At 72.4% G+C, this 26980-nt stretch carries 21 protein-coding genes; 11 read left to right on the top strand and 10 right to left on the bottom strand.

All coding sequences use genetic code 11. The features are described from left to right. Positions 1-21: 21 nt before the first annotated feature. The 3 genes from P3T35_RS22360 to P3T35_RS22350 form a co-directional block, all read right to left on the bottom strand. Positions 22-4968: an NAD-glutamate dehydrogenase gene (locus P3T35_RS22360; RefSeq protein WP_101381579.1), complete on the bottom strand. Its 4947-nt coding sequence runs from the start codon at positions 4966-4968 to the stop codon at positions 22-24. A gap of 365 nt (positions 4969-5333) precedes the next feature. Next, on the bottom strand, positions 5334-5990 hold the full coding sequence (locus P3T35_RS22355; protein ID WP_280707431.1) for an HAD family hydrolase: 657 nt from the start codon (positions 5988-5990) through the stop codon (positions 5334-5336). Positions 5991-6057: 67 nt separating this feature from the next. After that, positions 6058-6567: a hypothetical protein gene (locus P3T35_RS22350; protein WP_101381578.1), complete on the bottom strand. Its 510-nt coding sequence runs from the start codon at positions 6565-6567 to the stop codon at positions 6058-6060. Between the two features lie 283 nt (positions 6568-6850). On the opposite strand from P3T35_RS22350, the gene P3T35_RS22345 reads away from it, so the two are divergent. Further along, positions 6851-7327, top strand: coding sequence for an Rv3235 family protein (locus P3T35_RS22345; protein WP_101381577.1), 477 nt, complete (start codon positions 6851-6853; stop codon positions 7325-7327). Positions 7328-7383: 56 nt separating this feature from the next. Here the strand turns inward: P3T35_RS22345 and secA are convergent, their stop codons facing one another. Beyond that, positions 7384-10134 carry a preprotein translocase subunit SecA gene (secA, locus tag P3T35_RS22340; RefSeq protein WP_101381576.1) on the bottom strand — a complete coding sequence of 917 codons (2751 nt, stop codon included), beginning with the start codon at positions 10132-10134 and terminating at the stop codon, positions 7384-7386. Positions 10135-10357: 223 nt separating this feature from the next. Here secA and P3T35_RS22335 point away from each other — a divergent pair, with 223 nt between their 5' ends. The 3 genes from P3T35_RS22335 (at position 10358) to P3T35_RS22325 (ending at position 12760) form a co-directional block, all read left to right on the top strand. Further along, entirely contained in the window at positions 10358-10924 is a 567-nt protein-coding gene (locus P3T35_RS22335; protein ID WP_280707427.1) for a GNAT family N-acetyltransferase, read from the top strand. Then, positions 10921-11508 (top strand): GNAT family protein, encoded by a 588-nt coding sequence (locus tag P3T35_RS22330; RefSeq protein ID WP_101381575.1) that lies wholly within the window; start codon positions 10921-10923, stop codon positions 11506-11508. The genes P3T35_RS22335 and P3T35_RS22330 overlap by 4 nt, the downstream gene beginning before the upstream one ends. 61 nt (positions 11509-11569) lie before the next feature. Further along, a complete protein-coding gene (locus P3T35_RS22325) occupies positions 11570-12760 on the top strand; it encodes a crosslink repair DNA glycosylase YcaQ family protein (RefSeq protein ID WP_101381574.1) in 1191 nt (396 codons plus the stop codon). 59 nt (positions 12761-12819) lie between these two features. On the opposite strand, the gene P3T35_RS22320 is transcribed toward P3T35_RS22325, so the two are convergent. Both P3T35_RS22320 and raiA read right to left on the bottom strand, forming a co-directional pair. Continuing rightward, positions 12820-13548 carry a response regulator transcription factor gene (locus tag P3T35_RS22320; RefSeq protein WP_101381573.1) on the bottom strand — a complete coding sequence of 243 codons (729 nt, stop codon included), beginning with the start codon at positions 13546-13548 and terminating at the stop codon, positions 12820-12822. A 160-nt stretch (positions 13549-13708) separates the two neighbouring features. Next, complete coding sequence (raiA, locus tag P3T35_RS22315; protein WP_101381572.1) at positions 13709-14398, bottom strand: ribosome-associated translation inhibitor RaiA; 690 nt, start codon at positions 14396-14398, stop codon at positions 13709-13711. Between the two features lie 355 nt (positions 14399-14753). On the opposite strand from raiA, the gene P3T35_RS22310 reads away from it, so the two are divergent. Continuing rightward, the gene (locus P3T35_RS22310) at positions 14754-15539 is read left to right on the top strand and encodes a phosphoribosyltransferase family protein (protein WP_280707422.1); all 786 of its coding nucleotides are present in this window, start codon (positions 14754-14756) and stop codon (positions 15537-15539) included. Here the strand turns inward: P3T35_RS22310 and P3T35_RS22305 are convergent. The 3 genes from P3T35_RS22305 to mtrA form a co-directional block, all read right to left on the bottom strand. After that, on the bottom strand, positions 15527-17428 hold the full coding sequence (locus P3T35_RS22305) for an LpqB family beta-propeller domain-containing protein (protein WP_101381571.1): 1902 nt from the start codon (positions 17426-17428) through the stop codon (positions 15527-15529). The genes P3T35_RS22310 and P3T35_RS22305 overlap by 13 nt on opposite strands. Continuing rightward, complete coding sequence (gene mtrB, locus P3T35_RS22300; RefSeq protein WP_280707500.1) at positions 17415-19415, bottom strand: MtrAB system histidine kinase MtrB; 2001 nt, start codon at positions 19413-19415, stop codon at positions 17415-17417. Before mtrB ends, P3T35_RS22305 begins: the two co-directional genes overlap by 14 nt. Before the next feature lie 112 nt (positions 19416-19527). Then, positions 19528-20205: an MtrAB system response regulator MtrA gene (mtrA, locus tag P3T35_RS22295; RefSeq protein ID WP_101381570.1), complete on the bottom strand. Its 678-nt coding sequence runs from the start codon at positions 20203-20205 to the stop codon at positions 19528-19530. 238 nt (positions 20206-20443) lie between these two features. Between mtrA and P3T35_RS22290 the strand changes: the two genes are divergently transcribed. From P3T35_RS22290 to P3T35_RS22265, 6 genes are read left to right on the top strand one after another with little or no spacing between them, the layout of a single operon-like run. Beyond that, the gene (locus tag P3T35_RS22290) at positions 20444-21763 is read left to right on the top strand and encodes a glycerophosphoryl diester phosphodiesterase membrane domain-containing protein (protein ID WP_101381569.1); all 1320 of its coding nucleotides are present in this window, start codon (positions 20444-20446) and stop codon (positions 21761-21763) included. A 4-nt stretch (positions 21764-21767) separates the two neighbouring features. Then, positions 21768-22436, top strand: coding sequence for a DUF4129 domain-containing protein (locus P3T35_RS22285; RefSeq protein WP_101381568.1), 669 nt, complete (start codon positions 21768-21770; stop codon positions 22434-22436). Further along, complete coding sequence (locus tag P3T35_RS22280; protein WP_101381567.1) at positions 22433-23629, top strand: DUF4350 domain-containing protein; 1197 nt, start codon at positions 22433-22435, stop codon at positions 23627-23629. Before P3T35_RS22285 ends, P3T35_RS22280 begins: the two co-directional genes overlap by 4 nt. Beyond that, positions 23626-24603, top strand: coding sequence for a MoxR family ATPase (locus P3T35_RS22275; protein ID WP_101381566.1), 978 nt, complete (start codon positions 23626-23628; stop codon positions 24601-24603). Before P3T35_RS22280 ends, P3T35_RS22275 begins: the two co-directional genes overlap by 4 nt. 27 nt (positions 24604-24630) lie before the next feature. Beyond that, positions 24631-25941, top strand: coding sequence for a DUF58 domain-containing protein (locus P3T35_RS22270; RefSeq protein WP_101381565.1), 1311 nt, complete (start codon positions 24631-24633; stop codon positions 25939-25941). Between the two features lie 7 nt (positions 25942-25948). Beyond that, the gene (locus P3T35_RS22265) at positions 25949-26284 is read left to right on the top strand and encodes a transposase (protein WP_280707415.1); all 336 of its coding nucleotides are present in this window, start codon (positions 25949-25951) and stop codon (positions 26282-26284) included. A gap of 21 nt (positions 26285-26305) precedes the next feature. On the opposite strand, the gene P3T35_RS22260 is transcribed toward P3T35_RS22265, so the two are convergent. Next, positions 26306-26761 carry a VOC family protein gene (locus P3T35_RS22260; protein WP_101381564.1) on the bottom strand — a complete coding sequence of 152 codons (456 nt, stop codon included), beginning with the start codon at positions 26759-26761 and terminating at the stop codon, positions 26306-26308. Positions 26762-26980 lie beyond the last annotated feature (219 nt).

Raw genomic sequence — 26980 nt, 5'->3', positions numbered from 1 at the left:
CCCCTTCGGCTACCGCTCGGATCAGCCCATCGAGCCGGTCCGCAGCAGGGTGCGGATCACCCGCATGGCGACCGAGAGGCTGGACAGCTCGTAGGTGTCCGAACCCCTTATGTCGTCCAGCGTGGTCTTGGCCCGGGTCAGCAGGTTGCCGTTGAGCTCGGTCCAGGCCTCGTAGCGCTCGGACGGCGTGGCCTCCGGCGCCCCGCAGGCCAGCACGTCGGCGGTGAGCTGGGCGTGCGCCGCGAACAGGTCCTCACGGATCGAGGCGCGGGCCATCGAGGACCACCGGTCGGTGCGCGGCAGCTCGATGATCCGGTCCAGCAGGTGGGCGATGCCCAGGCGGTCGGCCAGGTCGTAGTAGAGCTCCGCGACCTGGGTGACGTCCTTGCCGGCCCGGTCCGCGACCACGGTGACGTCCAGGGTCGGGAAGGCCGAGGAGAGGCCCGCCACCCGGGTGGCCAGGCCGTCCGGGACGCCCGCCTCGGTCAGCTCGCCGTAGATCTTCTGGAACCAGGCCTGGTCCTCGCCGGTCAGCGGCTTGGGCAGGCTGCTCCACACCTGGTCCACCCGCTCCTGGAAGAACGCGATGGTCCCGGCGATGTCCAGCGGCTGGCGCCGGTTGTTGAGCATCCAGCGGGTGGCCCGCTCGACCAGGCGGCGCGAGTGCAGCCGCATCCGGGTCTGCACCGCGGCCGGCACCTGGTTGTCCAGGTCCTCGACCGAGTCCCAGATCTGCTCCAGGCCGAACACGGCCCGGGCCGCGGTGTGGGTGCGGGCGATCTCCTCGTAGGTCGCGCCGGTCTCCTCGCGCAGCCGGAAGGCGAAAGTGCAGCCACCGCGGTTGATCGTGTCGTTGACGATCAGCGTGGTGATGATCTCCCGGCGCAGCGCGTGGTTGTCCACCGCCTCGGTGAACTTGTCCCGCAGCTTGGTCGGGAAGTAGAGGTGCAGGGTGTCGCGGAAGTACGGGTCGTCGGGCAGCCCGGTGGCGAGCAGCTCGTCGGCCAGCGTGATCTTGGTGTAGGCGAGCAGCACCGCGAGCTCGGGCTGGGTGAGGCCGTAGCCGGCCGCCTGGCGGTCCTTCAGCTGCTTCTCGCTGGGCAGGAACTCCAGCGCCCGGTCGAGCTGCCCGTCGGCCTCCAGCTTGTTGATCATGCGCGAGTGCACATTGACCATGCTGTGCGCCTGGGCCACCGCGTTGGCCAGCACCACGTTCTGCGCGTAGTTGTTGCGCAGCACGAGCTCGCCGACCTCGTCGGTCATCTCGGCCAGCAGCTGGTTGCGCTGCTTCACCGTCATGTCGCCGTTGGCGACCACCTGGTTGAGCAGGATCTTGATGTTCACCTCGTGGTCCGAGGTGTCCACGCCGGCCGAGTTGTCGATCGCGTCGGTGTTGATCCAGCCGCCGGTGCCCGCCGGGCCGCCGGCCTGGGCGTACTCGATCCGGCCCAGCTGGGTGCAGCCGAGGTTGCCGCCCTCGCCGATCACCCGGGCCCGGATCTGGTTGCCGTTGACCCGGATCGCGTCGTTGGCCTTGTCGCCGACGTCCGCGTTGGCCTCCCGCTCGGCCTTGATGTAGGTGCCGATGCCGCCGTTCCAGAACAGGTCGACCGGGGCCTGCAGGATCGCCTTCATCAGCTCGGCCGGGGTCAGCTTGGCCGTCTCGATGCCGAGCGCCGCACGGACCTGCGCGGACAGCTGGATCGACTTGGCGCTGCGCGGGAAGACCCCGCCGCCGGTCGAGATCAGCGACTTGTCGTAGTCGTCCCAGGAGCTGCGCGGCAGGTCGAAGAGGCGACGGCGCTCGGCGTAGGAGGTCGCCGCGTCCGGGTTCGGGTCCAGGAAGATGTGCCGGTGGTCGAAGGCGGCCACCAGCCGGATGTGCTCGCTGAGCAGCATGCCGTTGCCGAACACGTCACCGGACATGTCGCCGATGCCGACCACGGAGAAGTCCTCGGTCTGGGTGTCCACGCCCAGCTCGCGGAAGTTGCGCTTGACCGACTCCCAGGCGCCGCGGGCGGTGATGCCCATGCCCTTGTGGTCGTAGCCGGCCGAGCCGCCGGAGGCGAAGGCGTCGCCCAGCCAGAAGCCGTACTCCTCGGCCACGCCGTTGGCGATGTCGGAGAAGGTGGCGGTGCCCTTGTCGGCGGCGACGACCAGGTAGGTGTCGTCCTCGTCGTGGCGGACCACGTCGGCCGGGTGGACGACCTGGCCGGCCTTCAGGTTGTCGGTGATGTCCAGCAGCGCCGAGATGAAGGTCTTGTACGCCGAGATGCCCTCGGCCAGCCAGGCGTCGCGGTCCGCCGACGGGTCCGGCAGCTGCTTGGCGACGAAGCCGCCCTTGGCGCCGACCGGCACGATCACGGTGTTCTTCACCATCTGGGCCTTGACCAGGCCCAGGATCTCGGTGCGGAAGTCCTCGCGCCGGTCGGACCAGCGCAGGCCGCCGCGCGCGACCTTGCCGAAGCGCAGGTGCACGCCCTCGACCTGCGGGGAGTAGACCCAGATCTCGAAGGCCGGGCGGGGCGCCGGCAGGTCCGGGATGGCGTGCGGGTCGAACTTCATCGACACGTACGGGTGCCACGCGCCGGTCGCGGTGCGCTGGAAGAAGTTGGTCCGCAGGGTGGCCTTGATCAGGTGCAGGAAGGACCGCAGGATCCGGTCCTCGTCCAGCGAGACGACCTCGTCCAGGGCGCCCGCCAGCTCCTCCAGGATGGCCTCGCCCAGCTCGGCCGCGCCGTGCTGATGGCTCGGGCTGAGCCGGGCCTCGAAGAGGTTGACCAGCAGCCGGGTGGTGTGGGCGTTGTTGCGGAGGGCGTCCTCCATGTAGTCCTGCGAGAAGGTGCTGCCGGCCTGGCGCAGGTACTTGGCGTAGGCGCGCAGCACCACGGCCTGGCGCCAGGTCAGCCCGGCGGTCAGGATCAGGCCGTTGAAGCCGTCGTTCTCGGCGCGGCCCATCCAGGTGGCGGCGAAGGCCTCCTGGAAGCGCTCGCGGGCCTCGTCGGTGAGATCCGCGGCCTCGCGCAGCTTCAGGCCGAAGTCGTAGACCCAGGCGGTGGTGGCGTCCGAGCGGCGCAGCGCGTAGGGGTGCTCGTCCAGCACCTCGACGCCCAGGCGCTGGAGCACCGGGAGCACCTCGGTCAGCGAGATCGGGCCGCCGACCCGGTAGATCTTGAAGCGGCGCTCGTCGTCGCCGGCGCCGACCGGCTGGTAGAGGTTGAGCCGGAAGTCGCCCTCGCCGTGCAGCGACTCGATCTGCTTGAGGTCGGCCACCGCGGTGCGGGCGGTGAAGTCGGCCCGGTAGCCGTCGGGGAAGGCGTTGGCGTACTTGGGGGCCAGCTCGGCGGCGCGCTCCTCGCCCAGCTCGATGTGCAGCTGGTCGTTGAAGCCGTCCATCCAGAACCGGGCGGCCTCGGCCAGCTTGGCCTCGATCCGCTCGACCTCGGACTCGGTCAGCTCGGCGAGCTCGCCGCCCGGGGCGACCCGGACCACGAAGTGCAGGCGGGTCAGCACCGACTCGGTGGCGTAGACCGTGTAGTCGATAGTGGCGCCGTTGAGCTCCTGCATCAGGATGTCCATCAGGCGCAGCCGGATGCGGGTGGTGTAGCGGTCGCGCGGCAGGTAGACCAGCGCGGAGAAGTAGCGCCCGTACTCGTCCTGGCGCAGGTACAGCCGCAGCTTCCGGCGCTCCTGCAGGTAGAGCACGCTGGTGGCGATCTGCTGCAGCTCGTCGGCCTGGGTCTGGAAGATCTCGTCCCGGGGGAAGGTCTCCAGGATCTGCAGCAGGTCGCGGCCGTCGTGGCTCTCGGCGGAGAAGCCGGAGTCGGTGACGACCTCCTGGACCTTGCGGCGGACCACCGGGATCCGGGTGACCGACTCGGTGTAGGCGGCGGAGGAGAACAGGCCGAGGAAGCGGCGCTCGCCGATCACGTTGCCCTGGGCGTCGAACTTCTTGACGCCGACGTAGTCGAGGTAGGCCGGGCGGTGCACGGTGGCCCGCGAGTTGGCCTTGGTCAGCACCAGCAGCTTCTTCTCGTGCGCCTTGGCGCGGACCGGCGCGGAGAGCCGGCCGAAGGACTCGCTGACCGGGTGGTGGTCGGTGTCGTGGCTCACCGGGTCGGAGCGCAGGATGCCCAGACCGGTGCCGGCCAGCGCCCGCAGCACCTCCTCGCCCTCGTGCTCGACCAGGTCGTACTCGCGGTAGCCGAGGAAGGTGAAGTGGTCGTCGGCCAGCCAGCGCATCAGCTCCCAGGCCTCGCCGACCTCCTGCTCGGGCAGGTGGGCCGGGGGCTGCTCGGCGAGCTCGTCGGCCAGGCGCAGCGCGGCGGTGCGCATCTTGGCCCAGTCCTCCACCACCTCGCGGACGTCGCCCAGCACCCGGCGCAGGTCGGCCTCGATGGCGCGCAGGTCGGTGCGGTCGCTCTCGCGGTCGATCTCGATGTGCATCCAGGACTCGACCGTGGCGTCGGCCGGCCACTCGGCGCCGCCGGCCTGGCTGCGCGCGCAGGCGTCGACGTCCAGGATCTCCAGCAGCTTGCCGGTGATGTCACGGCGGACCACCAGCTGGGGGTGGATCACCAGGTGGATGGCGCGGTTCTGGCGGGACAGCTCGTTGGTCACCGAGTCGACCAGGAACGGCATGTCGTCGGTGATCACCTCGACCACGGTGTGGCCGCTGGACCAGCCGTTCTCGTCCACGGTCGGGGTGGAGACCCGCACCTCCGCGGTGCCCTGCGGGCGCTTCAGGCCGAGGCGGTAGTGGGAGGCCGCCGCGCCGTACACATCGACCGGGTCCCGGTCGACGAGGTCCTCGGGTGCGGTGTGGAGGTAGTAGTGGTGCAGGTACGTGGTCAGAGCGCCGTTGCTCAGACCCTCGCCGGGCGCCGCTCCCCCCACCTGGCTGTGCTCGGCGGCCTCCGCCGCCTTGACGAGCAGTTCGGCCTTCGCCGCGTCCAGCTTGGTCTGCATGGCTGTTTGGCTCCTGTCGCGCGCCGTTGCGTGACTCGGTGGTGTCGGGTGTACACCGCCGGGCCCGCCCAATCCTCCCGCACCGATTGTGGAGAGGTACTCAAGGCGCGCGCTTAAAGAACACCTCGCCCGGGTATTAGAAGCCTTTTCGGCCTCTGGGATCGGTCCCGACGACGCCAGCCAGCCTAACCGTAGGAAACCAAGGTGTCAGGGGACAGGGAGGCACAATCCCGCAGGGAGAGTGCCCTTACCTGGACACATTGGCCACATTGGTCCCACCCGCCTCGCCGCGTCTCCTCGCTGACCAGTGGCGATGCGACGACGGCGGGGTCGGTGGTCGGTTCATCCGCGGAGCGCCGACGGGCTCACTGGGGCAGCGCGCGGGCCAGCTCCACGGCCTCCGTCAGGCTGTCCACCACCGGCACGCCGACCGGCTCCAGATTGGCGCGGATGTGCGACCCACCGGTGTAGAGCACCGCGTGCACGCCGGCCTCCCGGGCCGCCAGCGCGTCATCGGCGGCATCCCCGATCACCACCGTGCGGGCCGGGTCGACGGCCTCGCCCAGCGCCTGCAGATGGCGGACCATGGAGGCCGCCTTCTGCCCGTGCGAGGGGCCGGTGCGGCCGTCCACCCGCAGGAAGTGGCTCTGGATGCCGTACCGCTCGACGACCGGGCCCAGCCGCTCGTGCTCGTACATCGACAGCAGCGACTGGGTGTGGCCCTCGGCCGCCCAGCCGGCCAGCAGCTCGGGCACGCCGTCGGTCAACCCGGACACCCGGCTCAGCTCGGCGTAGCTGCGCTGGAAGGCCGCGTCCAGCTCCTCCCACTGGGCGCCGCTCGGCTGGAAGCCCAGCACCCGCTGGTAGAACCGCGGGATGGGGATCTCGTAGTTCTCCCGGTACTCGGTGAGGCTCAGCGGCGCGCCGCCGACCGTGGCGAAGGCCGCGTTGCTGGCGCCCACCACGGCCGCCATGTCGTTCAGCAGGGTGCCGTTCCAGTCCCAGACGATATGAGTTCGCACCCGGGCACGGTAACGGGCGAGACCGACATCCAGCTTGCGCGGGGGAGCACCTTGTCCGAAAAGGAGGTCAGCCCAGCAGGGCGGGGATCTCCTGGGTGGCGAACCAGAGCAGCTCGTGGTCCTCGGCGCCGTCCACGGTGAACTGGGCGTCCGCGTCGCCCCCGTCGGCGGCGGTGATCGCCCCGGCGGCGGTGGCCACGTCGGCCGTCACCTCGGCCTCGTCGGCGTCCGCGTGCACCGAGGCGGCCTTTGCCAGCTCGACCGGGGCGGCCAGCTCGACCCGGCCGAGCGAGGCCTGGTCCTGGTACTCGTCGCCGGGGAACGGCCGCACCGCCTTGTCCGGCACGTCCAGCGCGACCACCACCCGGCGGCGCGGCGCGCCGGGGTCGGCGGCCAGCAGCCGCAGCGAGGACTGGGCGGCCCGCACCAGGGCGGCGTACTCCAGCTCCTCCAGGTCGTCGCTGACGTACCACTCGCGCAGCGCCGGGGTGACCGCGTAGGCCGCGGACTGGTCCAGCTCGCCGCCGCTGTGCGCCTGCGCCAGTGCGGCCAGGGTGGTGGGCACATAGACACGCATCGGGGGCACGCTCGCTTCCTGGTGGCTCCTCGGGACACCCACAGAATACGGCCCGGACGATCACCCGTGAGCGTCCCAGGGTGTCCCCCTTCGAGCGCATCGCCGACGGCCGCCGGTTCGGCCGGGCTCGGCCTCGAACGCCCCTGCCACCCAGTGCCGGTGCGACGTCAAGCCGCCGTCCGGGGGACAGCGGCCGGCCGTACCCACCCGCCCTCCGGTGCGACCGCACCCCGGCCGATAGCACCGGTGACCGACCCGCACACCGAGCCCGGGGGTACCGACCATGACCGAGACTGCCACCGCCGCCGCCGCGATGGTGACGATCAATCCGCTGAGCCGCCGTCACCCCGTCCCGGCCGCGCCCCGCCCGACCCGGCACCGCCCGGAGCCCCGCACGCCCAGGCACCCGCTGGCCGGCTGCGCCCGCCCGGCGGCCGGCCAGGCCGAGCTGGCCCGGCGGTTCGCGCTGCGGCTGGTCGAGGTGCTCACCGGGGTCCGCCCGGTCGGCCAGCTGCTCCGCCACACCACCCATGACGGCTACCGCCAGCTGACCACCCTGGTGCGCCGCGGCCCGCTGCGCCCGCCCGCCGGCGCGGCCCGGCTGGGCCTGGGCCCGGTGCACGAGTTCGCCCCGGCGCCGGATGCGCTGGAGGTCTGCGTGCGGGTGGCGGCCGGCCGCCGGCACCACATGGTGGCCTTCCGGCTGGAGCGGCACCGGCGCACCGAGCACTGGCAGTGCGCCGCCGTGGAGGCCCGTTGAAACGTCGAGGGCGCCGCCCGGGAGAACCCGGGCGGCGCCCTGACGGATGCCTCAACTCACTTGCGGCGGCGGCCCTTCGCGGCCTTGCGGCGCTCGGCGCGGGTCAGCCCGTCGCCCTCGCTGACCGAGGCGGCCTCCTCGAAGTCGCCCTCCACCACGGTGTCCTCGCCGTCCACCGACGGGGCGGTGTAGTGCAGCCGCTGGCGAACCGGCGCCTCCAGGCCCTTGGCCTTGATCTCGGGGCGGGCGTCCTCGACCGCGACGGCCTCCTCGGCGTCGGCGCCGACCGGCAGCGGCACCTCCTCGACCTGCTGCTCGACCTGGACCTCCAGGTTGAACAGGTAGCCGACGGACTCCTCCTTGATGCCCTCCATCATGGCGCCGAACATGTCGAAGCCCTCGCGCTGGTACTCGACCAGCGGGTCGCGCTGGGCCATCGCCCGCAGGCCGATGCCCTCCTGCAGGTAGTCCATCTCGTAGAGGTGCTCGCGCCAGCGGCGGTCCAGCACCGAGAGCACCACCCGGCGCTCCAGCTCGCGCATGACCTGCTCGCCGAGCTGGTCCTCGCGGGCGCCGTACTGGGCCTGGATGTCCTCCTGGATCACCTTGGTGAGGAACTCCGGGGTGAGCGCGGCCGAACCGCCGGCCTCCTCCTCCAGCTCGGCCAGGTCCAGGGTGACCGGGTAGAGCTGCTTGAGCGCGGTCCACAGCTTGTCGAGGTCCCAGTCGTCCTCGAAGCCCTCGCCGGTGGCGGCCTGGACGTACGCCTCGACGGTGTCGTCCATGAAGTGGCCGACCTGCTCCTGCAGGTCCTCGCCCTCCAGCACCCGGCGCCGCTCGCCGTAGATGACCTCGCGCTGGCGGTTCAGCACCTCGTCGTACTTGAGGACGTTCTTGCGGATCTCGAAGTTCTGCTGCTCGACCTGGGTCTGCGCGGAGGCGATCGCCCGGGTGACCATCTTGGACTCGATCGGCACGTCCTCCGGCACGTTGGCCATCGACAGCACCCGCTCCACCATGCCGGCCTTGAACAGCCGCATCAGGTCGTCGCCGAGCGACAGGTAGAAGCGGGACTCGCCCGGGTCGCCCTGGCGGCCGGAGCGACCGCGCAGCTGGTTGTCGATCCGGCGGGACTCGTGCCGCTCGGTGCCCAGGACGTAGAGGCCGCCCAGCTCCTGGACCTCCTCCTGCTCCGTCTTGACCGAGGACTTGGCCTTCTCCAGCGCGGTCGGGAAGGCGGCCTGGTACTCCTCGGGGGTGTCCACCGGGTTCAGGCCGCGCTGGGCCAGCTCGGCGGTGGCCAGGTGCTCGGGGTTGCCGCCGAGCATGATGTCGGTACCGCGGCCGGCCATGTTGGTGGCCACGGTGACGGCGCCCTTGCGGCCGGCCTGGGCGACCACCTGGGCCTCGCGCTCGTGGTGCTTGGCGTTCAGCACCTCGTGCGGGATGCCGCGCTTGCGCAGCTCCTGGGAGAGGTACTCGGACTTCTCGACCGAGACGGTGCCGACCAGCACCGGCTGGCCCTTCTCGTGCCGCTCGGCGATGTCCTCGACCACGGCGGCGAACTTGGCCGGCTCCGACTTGTAGATCAGGTCGGGCTGGTCGATCCGCAGCGGGGTCTTGTTGGTCGGGATCGGGACCACGCCGAGCTTGTAGATCTGGTGGAACTCGGCGGCCTCGGTGGTGGCCGTACCGGTCATGCCGGACAGCTTGTCGTAGAGGCGGAAGAAGTTCTGCAGGGTGATGGTGGCCAGCGTCTGGTTCTCGTTCTGGACGTCCACCCCCTCCTTGGCCTCGATCGCCTGGTGCATGCCCTCGTTGTAGCGGCGGCCGGCCAGGATGCGGCCGGTGTGCTCGTCGACGATCATGACCTCGCCGTTCATCACGACGTAGTCCTTGTCCAGCTTGTAGAGCTCCTTCGCCTTGATGGCGTTGTTCAGGAACCCGACCAGCGGGGTGTTGACCGACTCGTAGAGGTTGTCGATGCCCAGGTAGTCCTCGACCCGGGTGACGCCCTCCTCCAGCACGCCGACGGTGCGCTTCTTCTCGTCGACCTCGTAGTCGCGGTCGCGCTTGAGGCGGGTCACCAGCTTGGCGAAGTCGGTGTACCACTTGGTGGCCTGGTCCGCCGGCCCGGAGATGATCAGCGGGGTGCGGGCCTCGTCGATCAGGATCGAGTCGACCTCGTCGACGATCGCGAAGTTGTGGCCGCGCTGGACAAGTTCGTCCTGCGACCACGCCATGTTGTCGCGCAGGTAGTCGAAGCCGAACTCGTTGTTGGTGCCGTACGTGATGTCCATCGCGTACTGGCGCTTGCGCTCGGCGGGCGGCATGTTGGCCAGGATCACGCCGACCTCCAGGCCCAGGAAGCGGTGCACCCGGCCCATCCACTCCGAGTCGCGCTCGGCGAGGTAGTCGTTGGTGGTGATCAGGTGCACGCCCTCGCCGGTGAGCGCGTTGAGGTAGGCGGGCAGCGTGCCGACCAGGGTCTTGCCCTCACCGGTGCGCATCTCGGCGACATAGCCGAGGTGCAGCGCGGCGCCACCCATGATCTGCACGTCGTAGTGGCGCTGGCCCAGCACGCGCTTGGCGGCCTCGCGGACCGTGGCGAAGGCCTCGGGAAGGATGTCGTCCAGGGACTCGCCGTCCGCCAGACGCTGCTTGTACTCGGCGGTCAGCGCCCGCAGCTCGTCGTCGCTGAGGTTGACGAAGTCCTCTTCGATGGAGTTGACCTGGGCAGCAATCCGCTGCAGCTTGCGAAGGGTCTTCCCTTCGCCGGCGCGCAGGATCTTGTCGAAGACGGACACGTGAGCGGGCTCCTTGCCTGGATCGGCTCTGGCGACTGCACCGGCGGGTTCACCCCGCCGCACGGGCCATCGTATGCGAGGAGGCCAATCCCCCGGGAGGTCCGTCAGCACGGCATTCCCGTGTCACCCCTGGGGGCGGATCGCGCGATAGCCACCAGAAAGGGCACAAATCGGTCATGAAAACCGCTGTCCCCGACGCGCGCCGCCCCGGGATACTCCCGCCATGAACGACACCGACGACACCATGCCGCCCCCGGGCACCCTGGAGACCGAGCGGCTGCTGCTGCGCCCGCCCCGCCCCGCGGACGCGCCGGCGATCTTCGAGGCCTGCCAGGACCCGGAGATCCAGCGCTGGACCGTGGTCCCCTCGCCCTACCGCCGCGAGGACGCCGAGTTCTACGTCCACAAGCTCGCGGTCGACGGCTGGGCCGGCGGGCGGAACCCGGTGTGGTGCGTGTTCGAGAAGGCCACCGGCACCCTGGTCGGCACCCAGGGCCTCTCGCACCGCGGCCCGGGCCGCGCCGAGATCGGCTACTGGGCCACCGCCGCGTCGCGCGGCCGCGGCTTCACCCTGGAGGCGATCCGCGCGGTCTGCCGCTGGGGCCTCGCCGAGCGCGGCCTGCGCCGGATCGAGTGGACCGCCTACGTCGGCAACGAGCCCTCCCGGGCGCTGGCACTGAAGGCCGGCTTCACCATGGAGGGCATCCTGCGCTCCTACGGCGAGCAGCGCGGCGAGTTCCACGACGTGTGGATGGGCTCGCTGCTGGCCGGCGAGCAGGAGCGGGCATGACCGCCGACCAGCTGCCGCCGACCGTCGCGCTGCACGCCCCCGGGCTGCTGCTGAGCCCCTGGCCCGCCCAGGTCGACGACCGGGACGTGGCCGACCTGCGGATCGGCCTGTCCGACCCCGAGCAGGCCCGCTGGAACCCCCGGGCACTGCTGGCCGATGAGGGCGACCAGCCGGTCCTGGACTGGCTGGACCGGCTCCGGGCCCGGGTCGCGGACGGCACCCTGGCCTGCTGGGCGCTGCGCGATCCGGCGGACGGGCGGCTGCTCGGCCACCTGGGGGTCCGGGAGATCGACCTGGAGGCGACCGGCGGCGCCCGGGTGGGCTACTGGACCATGCCGGCGGCCCGCGGCCGGGGCGTCGCCACCACCGCGCTGCGCCTGGCCTCGACCTGGGCGTTCGGCGAACTCGGCGTGCACCGGATCGAGTTGGCCCATGCGCTGGGCCATGAGGCGTCCTGCTCGGTGGCCCGCAAGGCCGGCTACCCGCTGGAGGGCGTGCTGCGCCAGGCGATGCCGGACAGCTACGGCAACTGGCACGATCTGCATCTGCACGCCCGGCTGGCGAGCGACCCCGAGCCCGCGTGACCCCGGCGCGAGCGGCGGCGACCGGCCCGCGTTGTCGGTGCAGGCCCCTACGCTGGCCGGCATGACCGCTGTCGCACCGCCGCCGACCGTGACCCTCAGCGCCGACCAGGCCCGCCGGATCGCCCTGCGGGCCCAGGGCCTGCTCGGCTCGCCGGACCGGCGGGCCGGGGTCCGCGGTGTGCTGCGGCACCTGGGCGCCGTGCAGCTGGACACCATCTCGGTGCTGGCCCGCTCGCACGAGCTGGTGCCGTACGCCCGGCTCGGCGCGGTCGGGCGCCCGGCCGTCGAACACGCCTACTGGGGAGCCGGCGCCTCCTTCGAGTACTGGTCGCACGCGGCCTGCGTGCTGCCGATCGAGGAGTGGCCGCTGTTCGCGTTCCGGCGCCGGGCCTACCGCGACCGCGGCAACCTGTGGAGCCACCAGGTCAGTGAGCAGGCCTACCGCGCCGTGCTGGACCGGCTGCGCGCCGAGGGTCCGCTGACCAGCACCGAGCTCGGCGGCGCCAAGCGGACCGCCGAGTGGTGGGACTGGTCGGAGAGCAAGGTCGCGGTGGAGCGGGCGCTGGCCTTCGGCGATGTGGTCTGCACCGAGCGGCGCGGCTGGAAGCGGGTCTACGCACTGGCCGAACACGCCGTCCCCGCCGAGCTGTTCGAGCGCGACCCGAGCGACCGGGAGTGCCTGGCCCGGCTGGTCCGGCAGGCCGGCCGGGCGCTCGGCGTCGCCACCCGTGCCGACCTGGCCGACTACCACCGGCTCAAGTCCGCCCAACTGGACGCGGTGCTGGCCGAGTCCGGGCTGCTCCCGGTCGCGGTGGCCGGCTGGGGGCCGGACGGCGCCGAGGGCCCGGCCTGGGCCGATCCGGCGGTGCTGGACCGGGCCGAGGCGGGCGGGCGCCACCGCACCACCCTGCTCTCCCCGTTCGACTCGCTGGTCTGGGACCGGGCCCGCACCGAACGGATCTTCGGGATGGCCCACCGTCTGGAGGCCTACACCCCCAAGTCCCAGCGGATACACGGCTACTTCGCGATGCCGCTGCTCACCGGCGGCCGGCTGGTCGGCCGGGTGGACCCGGCCCGCGAGGGGCGCACCCTGGTGGCCCGGCGGATCTCGCTGGACTCGGCGCGCCATCTCCCGGCGCTGGCAGGGGCGTTGCGCGAGGCCGCCGAGTGGGTGGGCTGCTCAGCGGTGCGCGTCGAGGAGTTGCACGACGAGGCGGTGCGGCCGGCACTGGCGAAGCTGCTCGCCGATTGAGCGGCCGGGCGGGCCCGCCGGCTGAGCAACCTGCCCGCGGGCGCCAACTGCCCGGCTGGTCAGCCTATTTCGAGGATCTTCTCGCGCATCGCGTAGACCACGGCCTCCATCCGGGAGTGCAGCTGCAGCTTCTCCAGGATGTTGCGCACATGGTTCTTCACGGTGTTCTCGCTGATGAACAGCTCCTTGGCGATCTCCCGGTTGTTCATGCCGGTGGCGACCAGCTTGAGCACCTCCAGCTCCCGGTCGGTCAGCCGCGGTGCGGGCACCAACTCCCGATCGTCGGAACGCCGTTGGATCATCGACTTGAACTCGGTGAGCAGCTTGGCCGCCATCGAGGGGCTGATCTGGGACTGGCCGTCGGCCACCGCGCGGATCGCGGTGGCCACCTCGTCGGTGGAGATCTCCTTGAGCAGGTAGCCGGTGGCGCCCGCCTTGATCGCCTCGTAGAGGTCGGCCTCCTCATCGCTTATCGTCAGCATGATGATCTTGGTGCTGGGAGCCACCTCCTTGATGGAGGTGCAGGCCTCGATCCCGCTGCGGCGCGGCATCCGGACGTCCATCAGGATGATGTCGGGCAGCAGGTCGGCCGCCTTCAGCACGGCCTCCGCGCCGTCCCCGGCCTCGCCGACCACCCGGATGTCCGGCTCCTCGGCGAGCACGATCTCCAGCCCGCGCCGGAACAGCGCGTGATCGTCCACCACCAGGACGCGAATGGGCTCGCCGCCGCGTGGCGCGAACTCCGGTTCGGTGCACCCGCCGCCACTGCCGTCGAACCGCTGCGCCATCCGCCCTCCCCGTCGCCGAAAGCTCTGGGGCTCATCATTCCACGGCCCGCGAGGGCGTCGTCACCGCTCGTCCCCCCAATGGGCGCCTGCGGCACCGCACCCGGCGGCCGACCTGTCGTCGACCGCCGGGTGCCCGTCCGTCCCGTTCGGTCAGCCGGGCTCAGCGTTCGGCGCTGTTGATCGCGCCACCGGCACCGCTGACCTCGTCATCCGGCTCCAGACCGTTCGTCTGCAGGTGGATGACGCCGAAGTCGTAGCCGCGGCGCCGGTAGACCACGCTGGGCAGGCCGCTGTCCTTCTCCACGAACAGGTAGAAGTCGTGGCCGACCAGCTCCATCGCCTCCAGCGCCTGGGCCAGCGCCATCGGGTGCGCGACGTGCGTCTTCTCCCGCACCACCAGCGGGCCCTCGCCCTGGACCTCCAGCGAGCCCATCTTCATCCTGGGCACCGCCTGTTCGTTCAGCTCCTCCATGCTCGCCGTACCCGGCTGCGCCGCGATCCGCGCCGTCGCCTGGGCGACGCTCAGCGGCGTCGTGCGGGCCCCGTGGTGGACCTGGCGCCGGTCCTTGAGCTTGCGCAACTGCGTGTCGAGCTTCGCCGAGGCCAGATCGAGCGCCGCGTAGGGATCGCCGGCGGCGGCCTCGGCCCGGATCACCGGACCACGGGTACGGACAGTGATCTCGACCCGGTCGGACCGCTCGGCCTGACGCGGGTTGTGTTCCTTGGACACCTCGACGTCGAGGCTGATCACCTTGCCGTCGAACTTCTGGACCTTCTCCAGCTTCTCGGCCACGTGCTCGCGGAACCTCTGGGGCACCTCGGTCTTGCGGCCCTTGACGACGATGTCCACGCAGAACTCCGATCCCTCGTACTGGCGCCGACCCGGACTACCGGGCCGGGCATGAGACCCAGCCTGACCAGCCGAACTACCGCCGGCCCCGCCGACCGATCGAGGATCGGGCGGGCTGGGCCTTCACCCACTTCCTCCCCACCAGAGACGCTTGAAACCCCTGGGAGCCTCATCTCACACCCAGTGTGGGCTTTTCGCCTCTCCAGCGGGACCTTAGGCGTCAGTGGATCCGGCCAGACAGCTGTTCACCCCTGTCTACCCTCCAACGAGTGAAGCGAGGGTAAATATCTGGACAAGTCCGCCCGGACGGCCCACCCTGGCCCCATCACCGAGGGTCACCGACCGGGAGGCTCCGTTGCTGACCGCCGCGCTGGACGTCCTGCTGCCCACCCCGTGCACCGGCTGCGGTGGGGCGGCCGGCCCGCTCTGCCCCGACTGCCGGGCGCTGCTCGACGGGCTGCCGGCCCAGCCCGCCGGCCCCTCCCCCGCGCCACCGGGCCTGCCCCCGCTGCACGCCTGCGCCGCCTACCGGGACCCGGTGCGCGGGATGCTGCTGGCCCACAAGGAGCGCGGTGCGCTCAGCCTGGCCGCCCCGCTCGGCGCGGCGCTGGCACGCGCCGTCCAGGCCGCGCTCACCACCGCCGCCGCGCCTCCCGCCGAACCGGTGCTGCTGATCCCGATGCCCTCGGCCCGGAGCGCGGTGCGGGCCCGCGGCCAGGACGCCACCCGCCGGCTGGCCCGCGCCGCCGCCCGCAGCCTGCGCCGCGCCGGCCTGCGCTGCCGGGTTGCCCCGGTGCTCCGCCAGGCCCGCCGGGTGGCCGACCAGAGTGGTCTGGGCGCCACCGCCCGACTGGCCAACCTGGACCACGCGCTGACGGTCCGCCACCCGGCGGCGGCTCACCTGACGGGGTATCACCTGGTGCTGGTGGACGACCTGGTGACCACCGGGGCCAGCCTCGCGGAGGCCGCGCGGGCGCTGCGGGCGGCCGGTCTCGAGCCACTGGCCGCGGCCACCGTGGCCACCACCGTCACCGGCGGCGGGCGGGTCCGCCACCCTCCGCTGCCCGGGCTGCCGGCGCTGCACCGGCTGCCCAGGGCGGTGCACCGGCGCGGCCCGGGCGGTCGGCCTCAGTCCGGGTAGGAGGGCAGCGCCCAGTCCTTGCCGACGATCCGCCACTGCGGCTGCGCGGGCCCGAACAGCCCGTACACCGTGTGGTCCTGGTCCTTGGCGTCGCCGAGCACCGTGTCGGTGCGGGCCTCCGAGGCCGCGACCACGGTCATGTTGTCCGCCAGCAACGCGTTGTCGAGAGTGCTGGAGCCGTCGGTGGACAGGTAGTGCAGCTGCATCAGCCCGTCCGCCTCCTTGCCGAGCACCAGCAGGGTGTCCGGGTCGGCCCAGGAGACCGAGGCGACATCGGACAGCTGGGCGGGCGCGACCTGGCGCAGCGCGGTGATCGCCACGGTCGGCGTCTGGGCGGTGCCGGCGCGGTCGATCCGGCCGATCTCCAGCGTGTGGGTGCCGCCGCTGCGCACCAGCAGGGCCACCCGGGTGCCGTCGGAGGAGACCCGCAGGCCGTCCACCGCCTGCCCGTCCGCCAGGCTGTCCATCGAGACCGTGACGGTGACCTGGCCGCGGTTCATCAGCACCCGCGGGGCCGCCGGGTCGCGGTCGACCACAAACAGGTCGCCGTAGCCGTCCCAGCTGGGCGAGGCCAGGCCCTCGTCGGGGTGCGGGGCCCGGCTGGTGATCACGGCGGGGCCGAGCGCCTTGTCGGCGTCGTCCAGTCCGGGCACGTAGAGGTCCTTGCCGTCACCGCTGACCACAGCGGCGGCGCCGCCGTCCCGGCGCACCGCGTACGGGCCGACGATGCCGCCGGTCGGCTGCAGCGCGCCCGGCAGACGCGCCTCGCCGAGCACACCGGACACTGGCGCCAGGGTGCCGACGATCGGCTGCAGCCGGGCCAGCTGGCCGGTCTCGGCATTGCGCACGTAGGCCCCCCGGCCGCTGCCGGCCAGCACCCCCGGCGCGTACGGCGAGTTCTTGGCCGCCGCGGTGGTGAGGTCGGCCGAGCCGTGCTTGGAGACCACGGTGACCTTGTCCAGCGAGCCCGAACCGGTCAGGCTGGCCAGCGTGAAGTAGAGCTGGGCGGCCATCTGGTGGCACTGCTGCTGGCTGACCTGGCAGTCCACCCCGTCCACCTGGAGCTTGGGGTTGCGCGGGTCGTCGGTGTTGACGGTGTCGGCGGGACGGGTGCCGTCGAAGGCGCTACGGACCGCCTGCGCCAGCCAGTCGGAGGCGCCCTGGCCCAGCGCCCGTGCCGCGGCCGAGGCCGGGTCGATCCGGCGCCGCACATAGACCGGGTCGGGCACCAGCACCGACAGGTCGGAGCCGGCGGCCTGCGGGTCCGGCTTGGTGAGGAAGTAGCGGTCGACCTGCTCGTAGGCGTTGCGGAAGCTGGTCGCGTCCAGCACCAGGCCGGTGGGCAGGCTGGCGATCCGCCACTGGGCGTGCGCCGCGGCCTCCTTCGAGCCGTCCTTGGCGTCCTTGGCCGCGTTGACCAGGGTGAAGTTGCCGGTGAAGGTGTCGTCGGTGGCGTGGTAGGTGTGCTTGGTGTCCAGGGTGCCGAGCTGGTGCGAGGAGATGGTCAGGACGGTCTGCCCGGTCCCCGTGTCGGTCGGCGGCTTCGGCAGGGTGGTGCTGTTCAGCACCACCGCGCCGCTGTCCGGCTGCCAGGTGGTCAGCGCGTCACCGGTCAGGTACTCCTTGGCCGTCTTGTAGTCGGCCTCGTCGGCACTCGACGCGTCGAGGAAGTTCTGCAGCACCTCGGCGGGCGTCAGCCCGTCCCGCGGCGGCATCGGCAGCACCCGCACCTGGACGCCCTCGCCGGCGCCGGCGCCCTGCGGCGGGGCCACCGCCTCGGGGCTGCCGCTGTCCGGCATGGTGGCGCACCCCGCCGCCAGCAGCACGGTCAGCGCCGACCCGAGCGCCCCCGCCCAGCGCCGACCGGAAACGCCGCTAGCGCTCGCCACCCCTCGTCCCCTCCCCATCGGTCCCGTCGGCGCCCAGCCCGGCGCCGCCGCCCTGCTGCCCGATCGTCCCCTGCTGCGGTTCGGGCTGGGCCCGGCCGCAGTCCACCACCACCTGTGCCCCGGTGGCGCCGTACCCGGCACCCGCCGCGCGCAGGTCGGACGGGTTGGCCACCGGCGGCGCCTTCGGCAGCCGCTGCGGCCCGAGGCCCTCGCTGACCGCCAGCACCCCGCCGAGCCCGGGGCCCAGCCCGCCGCCCGCGCCGCCCGGGGTCTCCGGGATCACCGACATCTGACCGCTGGCGGTCAGCGCGGTGGCGCCGGACGGCAGCGCCCGCTGGTACGGAGTGCCCTGGGACCGCAGGCCGCGGTTGTGCCGGGAGTCCTCCGGCTCCAGCCGGAACGGCGCCCGGCCGATCTCGCCGCCGCGGGTGCGCGGCAGGGTGAGCCGGAAGTGCGAGCCACCGCCGGGCTCGCCCCAGGCCTGCAGCCAACCGCCGTGCAGATGGGCGTCCTCGACCGCGATGGACAGGCCCAGGCCGGTGCCGCCGGTGGTCCGTACCCGGGACGGGTCGGCCCGCCAGAACCGGTGGAACACCCGGGAGGCCTCGCCCGGCTTGAGGCCGATGCCGTAGTCGCGCACGCCGACGGCGACCGCGCCCTCGGCGGAGCCGAGCCGGATCACCACGTCGCGGCCCTCGCCGTGCTCCAGTGCGTTGACCACCAGGTTGCGCAGGATCCGCTCGATCCGGCGCTGGTCCACCTCGGCCACCACCGGCTTGTCGGCGTCGCGCAGCACCACGGCGCTGCCCTTCATCCGGGCCAGCGGGTCGGCCGCCTCGACCACCCGGTTCACGATGTCGCGCAGGTCCACCGGCTCGGCGTCCAGGATCGCGGCGCCGGCGTCGAACCGGCTGATCTCCAGCAGGTCGGCCAGCAGCGACTCGAAGCGGTCCAGCTGGCCCTGCAGCAGCTCGGCCGAGCGGGCCGCCATCGGGTCCAGGTCCTCTCGGGAGTCGTAGATCAGGTCGGCGGCCATCCGGACGGTGGTCAGCGGGGTGCGCAGCTCGTGCGAGACGTCCGAGACGAACCGGCGCTGCACCCGGGAGAGCTCCTCCAACTGGTGGATCTGCGCCTGCAGCGCCCCGGCCATCCGGTTGAAGGACTCCCCGAGCCGGGCGATGTCATCCGTCCCGGTGACCTTCATCCGCTCTTCCAGGTGCCCGTCGGCCAGCCGCTCGGCGATTCCGGCGGCCATCCGCACCGGGGTGACGACCTGGCGGACCACCAGCCAGGCGATGCAGCCCATCATCATCACGATGAACAGGCCGGCCGTGGCCACCGTGCCGGTGACCAGGGCCAGGGTCTGGTCCTCCTGGGCGAAGGAGAACGCGAAGTAGAGCTGGTACGACTGGTGCACCGGGCCGTTCAGCTGCTTGCCGATCACCAGGCCCGACTCGGAGACGGTCTGGCCGTTCGCGGTCACCCGGTGGATCGTGGTGGCCTGCTCGTGCGGCACGTTCGGGTTCTTGGCCACGTCGGCGGCCAGCTGCGGCGAGATGCTGGTCAGCGAGATGTTCTCGGAGGCCCGGGCGCTCTCCGGCGGGCGGGGGTTGCTGTCCACCTGGCTCTGGTCGGTGGACGGCACGATGCCGATCACCACGTAGTTGCCCTGGCCGCCGCTGGCCAGGTTGGCCACCTGCTCGGTCAGCCAGTTGCTGGGCTCGCCCAGGCTGGGGTCGGTGGCGGCGTTCCTGGCGAGCTCGTCGCGGAGCATGTCGCTCTGGTTCTGGGCGGTGGTGAAGCCGCCGTTGGCCTGGCTCAGCGCGGCGTGCTTCTTGCTGTCCAGCAGGCCCTGGCGGACCTGGGCCATCACCACCACACCGAGCACCACGACCAGCGCCACCGAGAGCGCCAGGGTGGCCGCGACCACCCGCAGCTGGATCGACCGCCGGTAGAGCGTGGCCAGCCGGTAGAACGGGCCCCGCAGTCGGCGCAGCAGCAACCCGAAGGGGGACGCCGTCGACACCGGGCCCGCACCCCCTGTGTACTCCTCCCCGGCCGATGCCCCGGCCGGGGAGGGCTGAACCTGGTCCGTCACGTCAGCTGGGCCCGGCCTTGTATCCGACACCGCGGACGGTGACCACGATCTCCGGGCGCTCCGGATCCTTCTCGATCTTCGAGCGGAGCCGCTGCACGTGCACGTTCACCAGCCGAGTGTCGGCGGCGTGCCGGTAGCCCCAGACCTGCTCCAGCAGCACCTCGCGGGTGAACACCTGCCAGGGCTTGCGGGCCAGCGCGACCAGCAGGTCGAACTCCAGCGGGGTCAGCGGGATGCCCCGGCCCTCCCGCTTCACCGAGTGGCCGGCCACGTCGATCACCAGGTCGCCGATGGTCAGCTGCTCGGGGGTGGGCTCCTCGGCCCGCCGCAGCCGGGCCCGGACCCGGGCCACCAGCTCCTTGGGCTTGAAGGGCTTGGTCACGTAGTCATCGGCGCCGGACTCCAGGCCCACCACGATGTCGACGGTGTCGGTCTTCGCGGTCAGCATCACGATCGGGACCCCGGACTCCGACCGGATCTGCCGGCAGACGTCGATCCCGTCACGGCCGGGCAGCATCAGATCGAGCAGCACCAAGTCCGGCTTGACCTCGCGGAACGCGGCCAGTGCCCGGTCTCCGTCCGCGACGAAGCTCGGCTCGAAACCCTCACCACGCAGCACGATGCCGAGCATCTCGGCCAGTGCGGTGTCGTCATCGACGACCAGGACGCGACCTTTCATGCGCCCATCCTCTCATTACGGGACTGTGACCTGCCGCACACCCGTGCCAATTCGTCCACCGACCTCCCGGCGAGACCGCCCATATCCACCCAAACTCCAAACTTCACAGGCTCCGTCGGCTCCGTTGTCGATCAGCAACCCGGCGCCCCTGGGGCGCTTGCCCACACCATGGCACGATGGGCGCACAAATGCGCCACCCCACCATCCTGGGGCACTCGCCCCGCGCCGAGGAGCAGTGATGACCGACACCCCGGGCTGGGTCTCGCCCGGCTCGTCCCAGGCCGACCCCGCCGATGCCCGGTCGGCGGTCGGAGCACCGGCCGGACCGGACTCGGCGTCAGCTCCCAGCCCGGCCGCCGCTGCCCGTTCGACCGACGCCGCCCCGGTGGATGCCGTGCCGTCCGATGCGGCGGCACCCGCGCCCTCGGCGCCGTCCGCTCCCGCCGCTGCCACCGCTCCTGCCGCACCGTCCGCTTCCGCCGCCGGGCCGTACTCCGGCGCCTACGGCGACCCGGGTGCCCGGATCCCGCAACGCCAGCCCGCCCCGGGCTGGGGACAGCCCGGCTGGGGCCAGCCGCAGTGGAACGCCCAGCCGCCGAGCCCCAAGCCCGGTGTGATCCCGCTGCGCCCGCTGGGCGTCGGCGAGATCCTGGACGGCTCGATCTCCACCGGCCGCAAGCACTGGCGCACCGTGCTGCCGCTGTCGCTGGTGGTCGCCGTACTCAGCCAGGGCACCGCCACCGCGTTCGACTGGTTCAGCCGGAACGACTCCCAGTCCACCGTCGCCCTGGTGCTGCTCGGCGCCGGCGCGCTGGTCACCGCCCTGTGCGGCCTGGTGCTGAGCGCGCTGCTCACCATGGTGGTCAGCAAGGCGATCCTGGGTGAGCCGGTCACCGCCGGCTCGGCCTGGCGCGCCGCCCGCCCGCAGATGTGGCGGCTGCTCGGCCTGACCCTGCTGATCGGCCTGATCTGCGCCGGCATCGCGGTACTCGGCATGGTCCCGGCGATCATCGCGGGCCTGAGCGGCAGCGACAACTCGGGCCTCGACGTGCTGTCCCTCTTCTGCGCACTGGCCGCCCTCGCGACCGTGCTCTGGATGTACATCAAGCTCAGCCTGGCCGCCCCCGCGCTGATGCTGGAGAAGCAGGGCGTCAAGGCCGCCATGGCCCGCTCCAGCAAGCTGACCCGGGGCAACTGGTGGCGGATCTTCGGCATCACCGCGCTCGGCTTCGTGCTCACCACGATCCTCTCCGGCATGATCGCGATACCGTTCACCGCCCTCGCCGGAGCCACCGGCAACAGCGTGCTCACCTCGCTGGGCGGCGACCCGAACCACCAGCAGCCGTTCGCCGCCCTGCTGCTGATCGCGATCGGCGGAGTGCTGAGCTCCACCCTGACCGCGCCGGTCCAGGCCGGCATCAACGTGCTGCTCTACGTCGACCAGCGGATCCGCCGCGAGGCCCTCGACCTGGAACTGGCCCGCGCCGCCGGGCTGCCCGAGTACGGCGGCACCGGCTGGGCCGGCCGCTCCGACCAGCAGCCGAGCGGGGCGGCCTGACCCGATGAGCAGTTGGGGGGACTGGGCACGGGGCGCCGCCGACAGCGGCGCGCCCGTGACCGTGGAGCGCGATCCGGCCCGCGAGGCCGCCCGCGAGGAACTGCTGCGGCCCGAGTACCACCGGCACGACCCCAGCCTGCTGCAGCGGATCATCAACTGGATCGGCGACCAACTCGGCCACCTGCTCGACAAGTTGGGTGGCGCCGCCGGTGACGGCTGGACCGGTCTGGTCGTCTTCCTGGTGCTGTTCGCGCTGCTCGGCGCCGCGCTGTGGTGGCGGCTCGGCCGCCCCGGCCGCACCGCCACCACAGCGGGCGCCCTGTTCGCCGCCGACGGACCGCGCAGCGCCGCCGAGCACCGCGCCGCCGCCCAGCGGCACGCCACCGCCGCCGAATGGTCGGCCGCCGTCCGCGAGCAGATGCGCGCCCTGATCCGCTCACTCGAGGAGCGCACCCTGTTGAACCCGCGCCCCGGCCGCACCGCCGACGAGGCCGCCCGCGAGGCCGGCCGCCAACTCCCCGAGCACGCCGCCGCACTGGCCGACGCCGCCCGACTCTTCGACGACATCGCCTTCGGTGACCGCACCGCCGACCAGACGGCGTACCAGCGTCTGCTCGAACTCGACGAACAGCTGCGTCGAACCCGCCCGCTCCTCCAGGTCGGGGCCGCGTGACCACCAACACCCCGCTCTCCCCGACCGCGCGTCAACTCTGGTTGCGCACCCGCTGGTTCCTTGCCGGCGGCGCCGTCCTCCTGCTGGCCGGCCTGCTGGTCGCCGGGCTCGGCGACAACACCTCCTACCCCTCGCTCGACCCGCGCTCCCCGGACGCCGACGGCACCCGGGCCGCCGTCCAACTGCTGCGCCAGCGCGGCATCACGGTGACCACCACCGGCAATCCGGCCGACCTGGCCGCCGCCGAGGCCCCGTCGGGCGGCGACACCGTGGTGGTCCCGCTGCCCGACCTGCTGACCGCGGACCAGCTCGACGCCCTCAGCCGGGCCGGACACCGCCGACTGGTCCTGGTCTCCCCCGGCCCCGTCGCGCTCGGCCACCTCGCCCCCGGCGTCCAGGCCCTCGGCACCACCGACGACCCGCTGGCACTCAGCTCGGCCGGCACCGACGCCGACTGCACCCTGGCCGAGGCCGAGCGGGCCGGCTACGCCGAGGGCGGCGGGCGGCTCTACCAGGCCGGCGCGGGCACCACCGCGTGCTACCCGCGCTCCGGCCACCCCACGCTGGTCCGCACGACCGGCGGAAGCGGCGGCGAGGTGATCGTGATCGGTTCCGGCCGGTTCCTCACCAACCAGCGCCTGGCCCAGGACGGCAACGCCGCCCTGGCCCTCGGACTGCTCGGCTCCCAGCCGCGGCTGACCTGGTACCTGCCGGACTACTCGGCCGCCGCGGCGACCGCACCGCAGGGGCAGAAGAGCTTCACCCAGCTGATCCCGGCGGGCTGGCACTGGGCCTTCCTGCAACTGGCCATCGCCGCCGGTCTCGCCGCCCTCTGGCGCGGCCGCCGGCTCGGCCCGGTGGTCAGCGAGAACCTGCCGGTGGTGGTCCGGGCCTCCGAGACCACCGAGGGCCGGGCCCGGCTCTACCAGCTCGCCAAGGCCCGCGGCCGCGCCGCCGACGCGCTGCGCCGGGCCGCCCGCCGCCGGCTGGCACCGGTGCTCGCCGTGCCGCTGGTGCACGGCGAACCCAACGGCGACGCCCTGCTCGCGGCCCTGGCCACCCGCCTCGGCGAGGGCCGGACACCGGGCGGGCTCACCGCGCTGCTGTACGGCCCGCCGCCCACCGACGACGACGCCCTGCTGCGGCTCGCCGACGACCTCGATGCCCTGGAAAGGCAGGTACGACAGCCGTGACGGCCGACTCGGTACAGACGGACACCATCGACCCCCGGCAGGCTCTCAGCGCACTGCGCGCGGAGATCGGCAAGGCCGTGGTCGGCCAGGACCCCGCGGTCACCGGTCTGGTGGTCGCGCTGCTCTGCGGCGGCCATGTGCTGCTCGAAGGCACTCCCGGCGTCGCCAAGACCCTGCTGGTCCGCGCCCTGTCGACGGCCCTCGACCTGGAGACCAAGCGGATCCAGTTCACGCCCGACCTGATGCCCGGCGACGTCACCGGCTCGCTGGTCTACGACGCCCGCACCGCCGAGTTCTCCTTCCAGCCCGGGCCGGTCTTCACCAACCTGCTGCTCGCCGACGAGATCAACCGCACCCCGCCCAAGACCCAGGCCTCGCTGCTGGAGGCCATGGAGGAGCGGCAGGTCACGGTGGACGGCAAGCCGCGCCCGCTGCCCGAGCCGTTCCTGGTCGCCGCGACGCAGAATCCGCTGGAGTACGAAGGCACCTATCCGCTGCCCGAGGCCCAGCTCGACCGGTTCCTGCTCAAGCTGGTCCTGCCGCTGCCCGACCGCGACCAGGAGTTCCAGGTGCTCAGCCGGCACGCCGGCGGCTTCGACCCGCGCGACCTGGCCGCCGCCGGGGTGCGGCCGGTCGCCGGTCCGGCCGACCTGGCCGCCGCCCGGGCCGCGATAGCCCAGCTGACCGTCTCACCCGAGGTCCTCGCCTACATCGTGGACCTCTGCCGGGCCACTCGGCAGTCGCCCTCGCTGGCGTTCGGCGTGTCGCCGCGTGGTGCCACCGCGCTGCTCAACACCTCTCGGGCCTGGGCCTGGCTGGCCGGCCGCGACTACGTCAGCCCGGACGACGTCAAGGCCCTGGCGCTGCCGACGCTGCGCCACCGGGTGCGGCTGCGCGCCGAGGCCGAGATGGAGGGCGTCACCGCCGACTCGGTGATCCAGGCCGTGCTCGCCCAGACCCCCGCACCCCGCTGACCTCGCCGTCCACCTAGGAGCTCCGCCGTGGCCCTGACCGGCCGAACCGCCCTGCTGGCTGCCCTGGGCAGTCTGATTGTGGGACTGCTGCTCCCCTCCTGGGCCGGCATCGGCGCGGTCAGCGGCATCCTGCTGCTCGCCGTGCTGCTCGACCTGCTGCTGGCGGCGCCGGTGCGTTCGCTGCAGCTGGCCCGCAGCGGCGACAGCACGGTCCGGCTCGGCGAGCCGGCCACCGTCGAACTGAGCGTCAGCAACCCGGCTGGGCACCGACTTCGCGCCCAGCTGCGGGACGCCTGGGCGCCCTCCGCCTTCGCGCCGGGCACCGAGCTGACGGCCGGTCGGCACCGGATCGACGTGCCGTCAGGCGAGCGACGGCGGGTCAGCACCGCACTGCGGCCGACCCGCCGCGGCGACCACCAGTCCCAGCGGGTGACGATCCGTTCCCTCGGCCCGCTGGGGCTGGCGGGCCGTCAGGGCTCCCACCAGGTGCCGTGGACGGTCCGCGCCCTGCCCCCGTTCGCCAGCCGCAAGCACCTGCCCTCCCGGCTGGCCCGGCTGCGCGAACTGGACGGCCGGACCTCACTGCTGACGCGTGGCCAGGGCACCGAGTTCGACAGCCTGCGCGAGTACCTGCCGGGCGACGACGTCCGCTCGATCGACTGGCGGGCCACCGCCCGCCGCCACACCGTCGCGGTGCGCACCTGGCGGCCCGAGCGGGACCGGCACATCCTGATCGTGCTCGACACCGGCCGCACCTCGGCCGGCCGGGTCGGCGACGCTCCCCGGCTGGACGCCGCACTGGACGCGGCCCTGCTGCTCACTGCCCTCGCCACCCAGGCCGGGGACCGGGTCGACCTGCTGGCCCACGACCTGCGCCAGCGCACCGCCGTGCTCGGCCGCACCGCCGGCGACGTGCTGCCCGCTTTCACCAACGCGATGGCCCTGCTGGAGCCGGAACTGGTGGAGACCGACCTGCGCGCGCTCACCGCGGCCGCCCTGCGGCTGGCCCCGCGGCGCTCACTGATCGTGCTGCTGACCGGTCTCGACACCGGTCCCGCCGAGGACGGCCTGCTGCCGATGCTGCCGCGGCTCACCCAGCTCCACGAGGTCGTGGTCGCCGCCGTGGCCGACCCCCGGCTCGACGAACTCGCCGCTGGTCGCGGCACCGTGCAGGCCGTCTACGGTGCGGCCGCCGCCGCGCAGACCCAGGCCGACCGCCGCGCGGTCGCCGACCGGCTCACCCGCCTCGGGGCCACCGTGCTCGACGCCTCGCCCCACACCCTTCCGCCGGCCCTGGCCGACACCTACCTGGCGCTGAAGGCGGCGGGCCGGCTCTGACATCCGCGTGCCCCGCATCGGGCCAGGTCGGCCACGCGTTCGCCCTGATCGCGTGCGGGCTGACAAGGCGTACGCCTCCCGGAAGAACCGGACGTACCTGCGCCGCAGCGGGATCCGCTGCACCATCCCGGACAAGGCCGACCAGGCGCGCACCCGCCAGAAGCTCGGCTCCCGTGGCGGTCGGCCTCCGCATCTCGATGCGGTGGATTACCGCGAGCGTCATGCGGTCGAGTGCGGGATCAACCGACTTAAAAGGCACAGGGCAGTGGCCACGAGGTACGACAAGCTCTCCGTCCGCTACGAGGCGACTGTGCTGGTCGCAGCCGTGAACGAGTGGCTGTGACCAGCGCCGTCGCAACGACCCTCAGACGATGTCGAATTCGTTGCCCTCGGGGTCCTGCATGGCGGCGGCGTAGAGCCCCATGTCCGGCTCATCCTTGATCCGCAGCACGGTGGCACCAGCTTTGACCAGCCGTTCCACCGTAGCCTTGACCCGCTGCGTGCGGACGTCCAGCGGAACGTCACGGCCCCCACCGACCTTCAAGTCGAAGTGCCACCGGTTCTTGGCGACCTTCGGCTCCGGAACCTGCTGGAACCACACCCTCGGTCCAAGTCCCGCGGGATCGATGATCGACTCCGGAATATCCCCGGCTCCGGCCGGCAACTCTGCCTCGGGCACCCCCATCGCCGCCCAGTAAGCACGCCATGTGGCGTGCCCGCCCGGCGGAGGCTCAGGCACGTAGCCCAGGGCCTCGGCCCAGAAAGTCACCATTCTCTGCGGATCGGAGCAGTCGATCGTCAGCTGCAGCGTCATCTCCATGCTCGGAGCATCCCAGGCAGGTCTGACAGACGATCCACTTTCGCAACAGCCTCTAGTAGCTGATCGTCCTACCGGTCGGCGCGATTCCTATGTGCCCTCGGCGAATACGTCCTTATGCACTGGAAACGCAAAGAAGCCCCCACCGCTGTGTTTGATTAAACACAGCCCCGGTGGGGGCTTCTTCTGAAGAATTGTTCGGCGGCGTCCTACTCTCCCACA

Source organism: Kitasatospora sp. GP30 (assembly GCF_029892145.1).
GTDB lineage: Bacteria > Actinomycetota > Actinomycetes > Streptomycetales > Streptomycetaceae > Kitasatospora > Kitasatospora acidiphila.
This window is presented reverse-complemented; position numbering and strand designations above follow the sequence as displayed.

Bases quoted from the DNA above. Each gene is read 5' to 3' on its own strand.
- mtrA (WP_101381570.1), bottom strand. From the start codon at position 20,205: ATGAAAGGTCGCGTCCTGGTCGTCGATGACGACACCGCACTGGCCGAG.
- P3T35_RS22320 (WP_101381573.1), bottom strand. From the start codon at position 13,548: ATGGCGCAGCGGTTCGACGGCAGTGGCGGCGGGTGCACCGAACCGGAG.
- P3T35_RS22285 (WP_101381568.1), top strand. From the start codon at position 21,768: ATGAGCAGTTGGGGGGACTGGGCACGGGGCGCCGCCGACAGCGGCGCG.
- P3T35_RS22350 (WP_101381578.1), bottom strand. From the start codon at position 6,567: ATGCGTGTCTATGTGCCCACCACCCTGGCCGCACTGGCGCAGGCGCAC.
- P3T35_RS22325 (WP_101381574.1), top strand. From the start codon at position 11,570: ATGACCGCTGTCGCACCGCCGCCGACCGTGACCCTCAGCGCCGACCAG.
- P3T35_RS22330 (WP_101381575.1), top strand. From the start codon at position 10,921: ATGACCGCCGACCAGCTGCCGCCGACCGTCGCGCTGCACGCCCCCGGG.
- P3T35_RS22335 (WP_280707427.1), top strand. From the start codon at position 10,358: ATGAACGACACCGACGACACCATGCCGCCCCCGGGCACCCTGGAGACC.
- P3T35_RS22360 (WP_101381579.1), bottom strand. From the start codon at position 4,968: ATGCAGACCAAGCTGGACGCGGCGAAGGCCGAACTGCTCGTCAAGGCG.
- P3T35_RS22260 (WP_101381564.1), bottom strand. From the start codon at position 26,761: ATGGAGATGACGCTGCAGCTGACGATCGACTGCTCCGATCCGCAGAGA.
- P3T35_RS22290 (WP_101381569.1), top strand. From the start codon at position 20,444: ATGACCGACACCCCGGGCTGGGTCTCGCCCGGCTCGTCCCAGGCCGAC.
- P3T35_RS22345 (WP_101381577.1), top strand. From the start codon at position 6,851: ATGACCGAGACTGCCACCGCCGCCGCCGCGATGGTGACGATCAATCCG.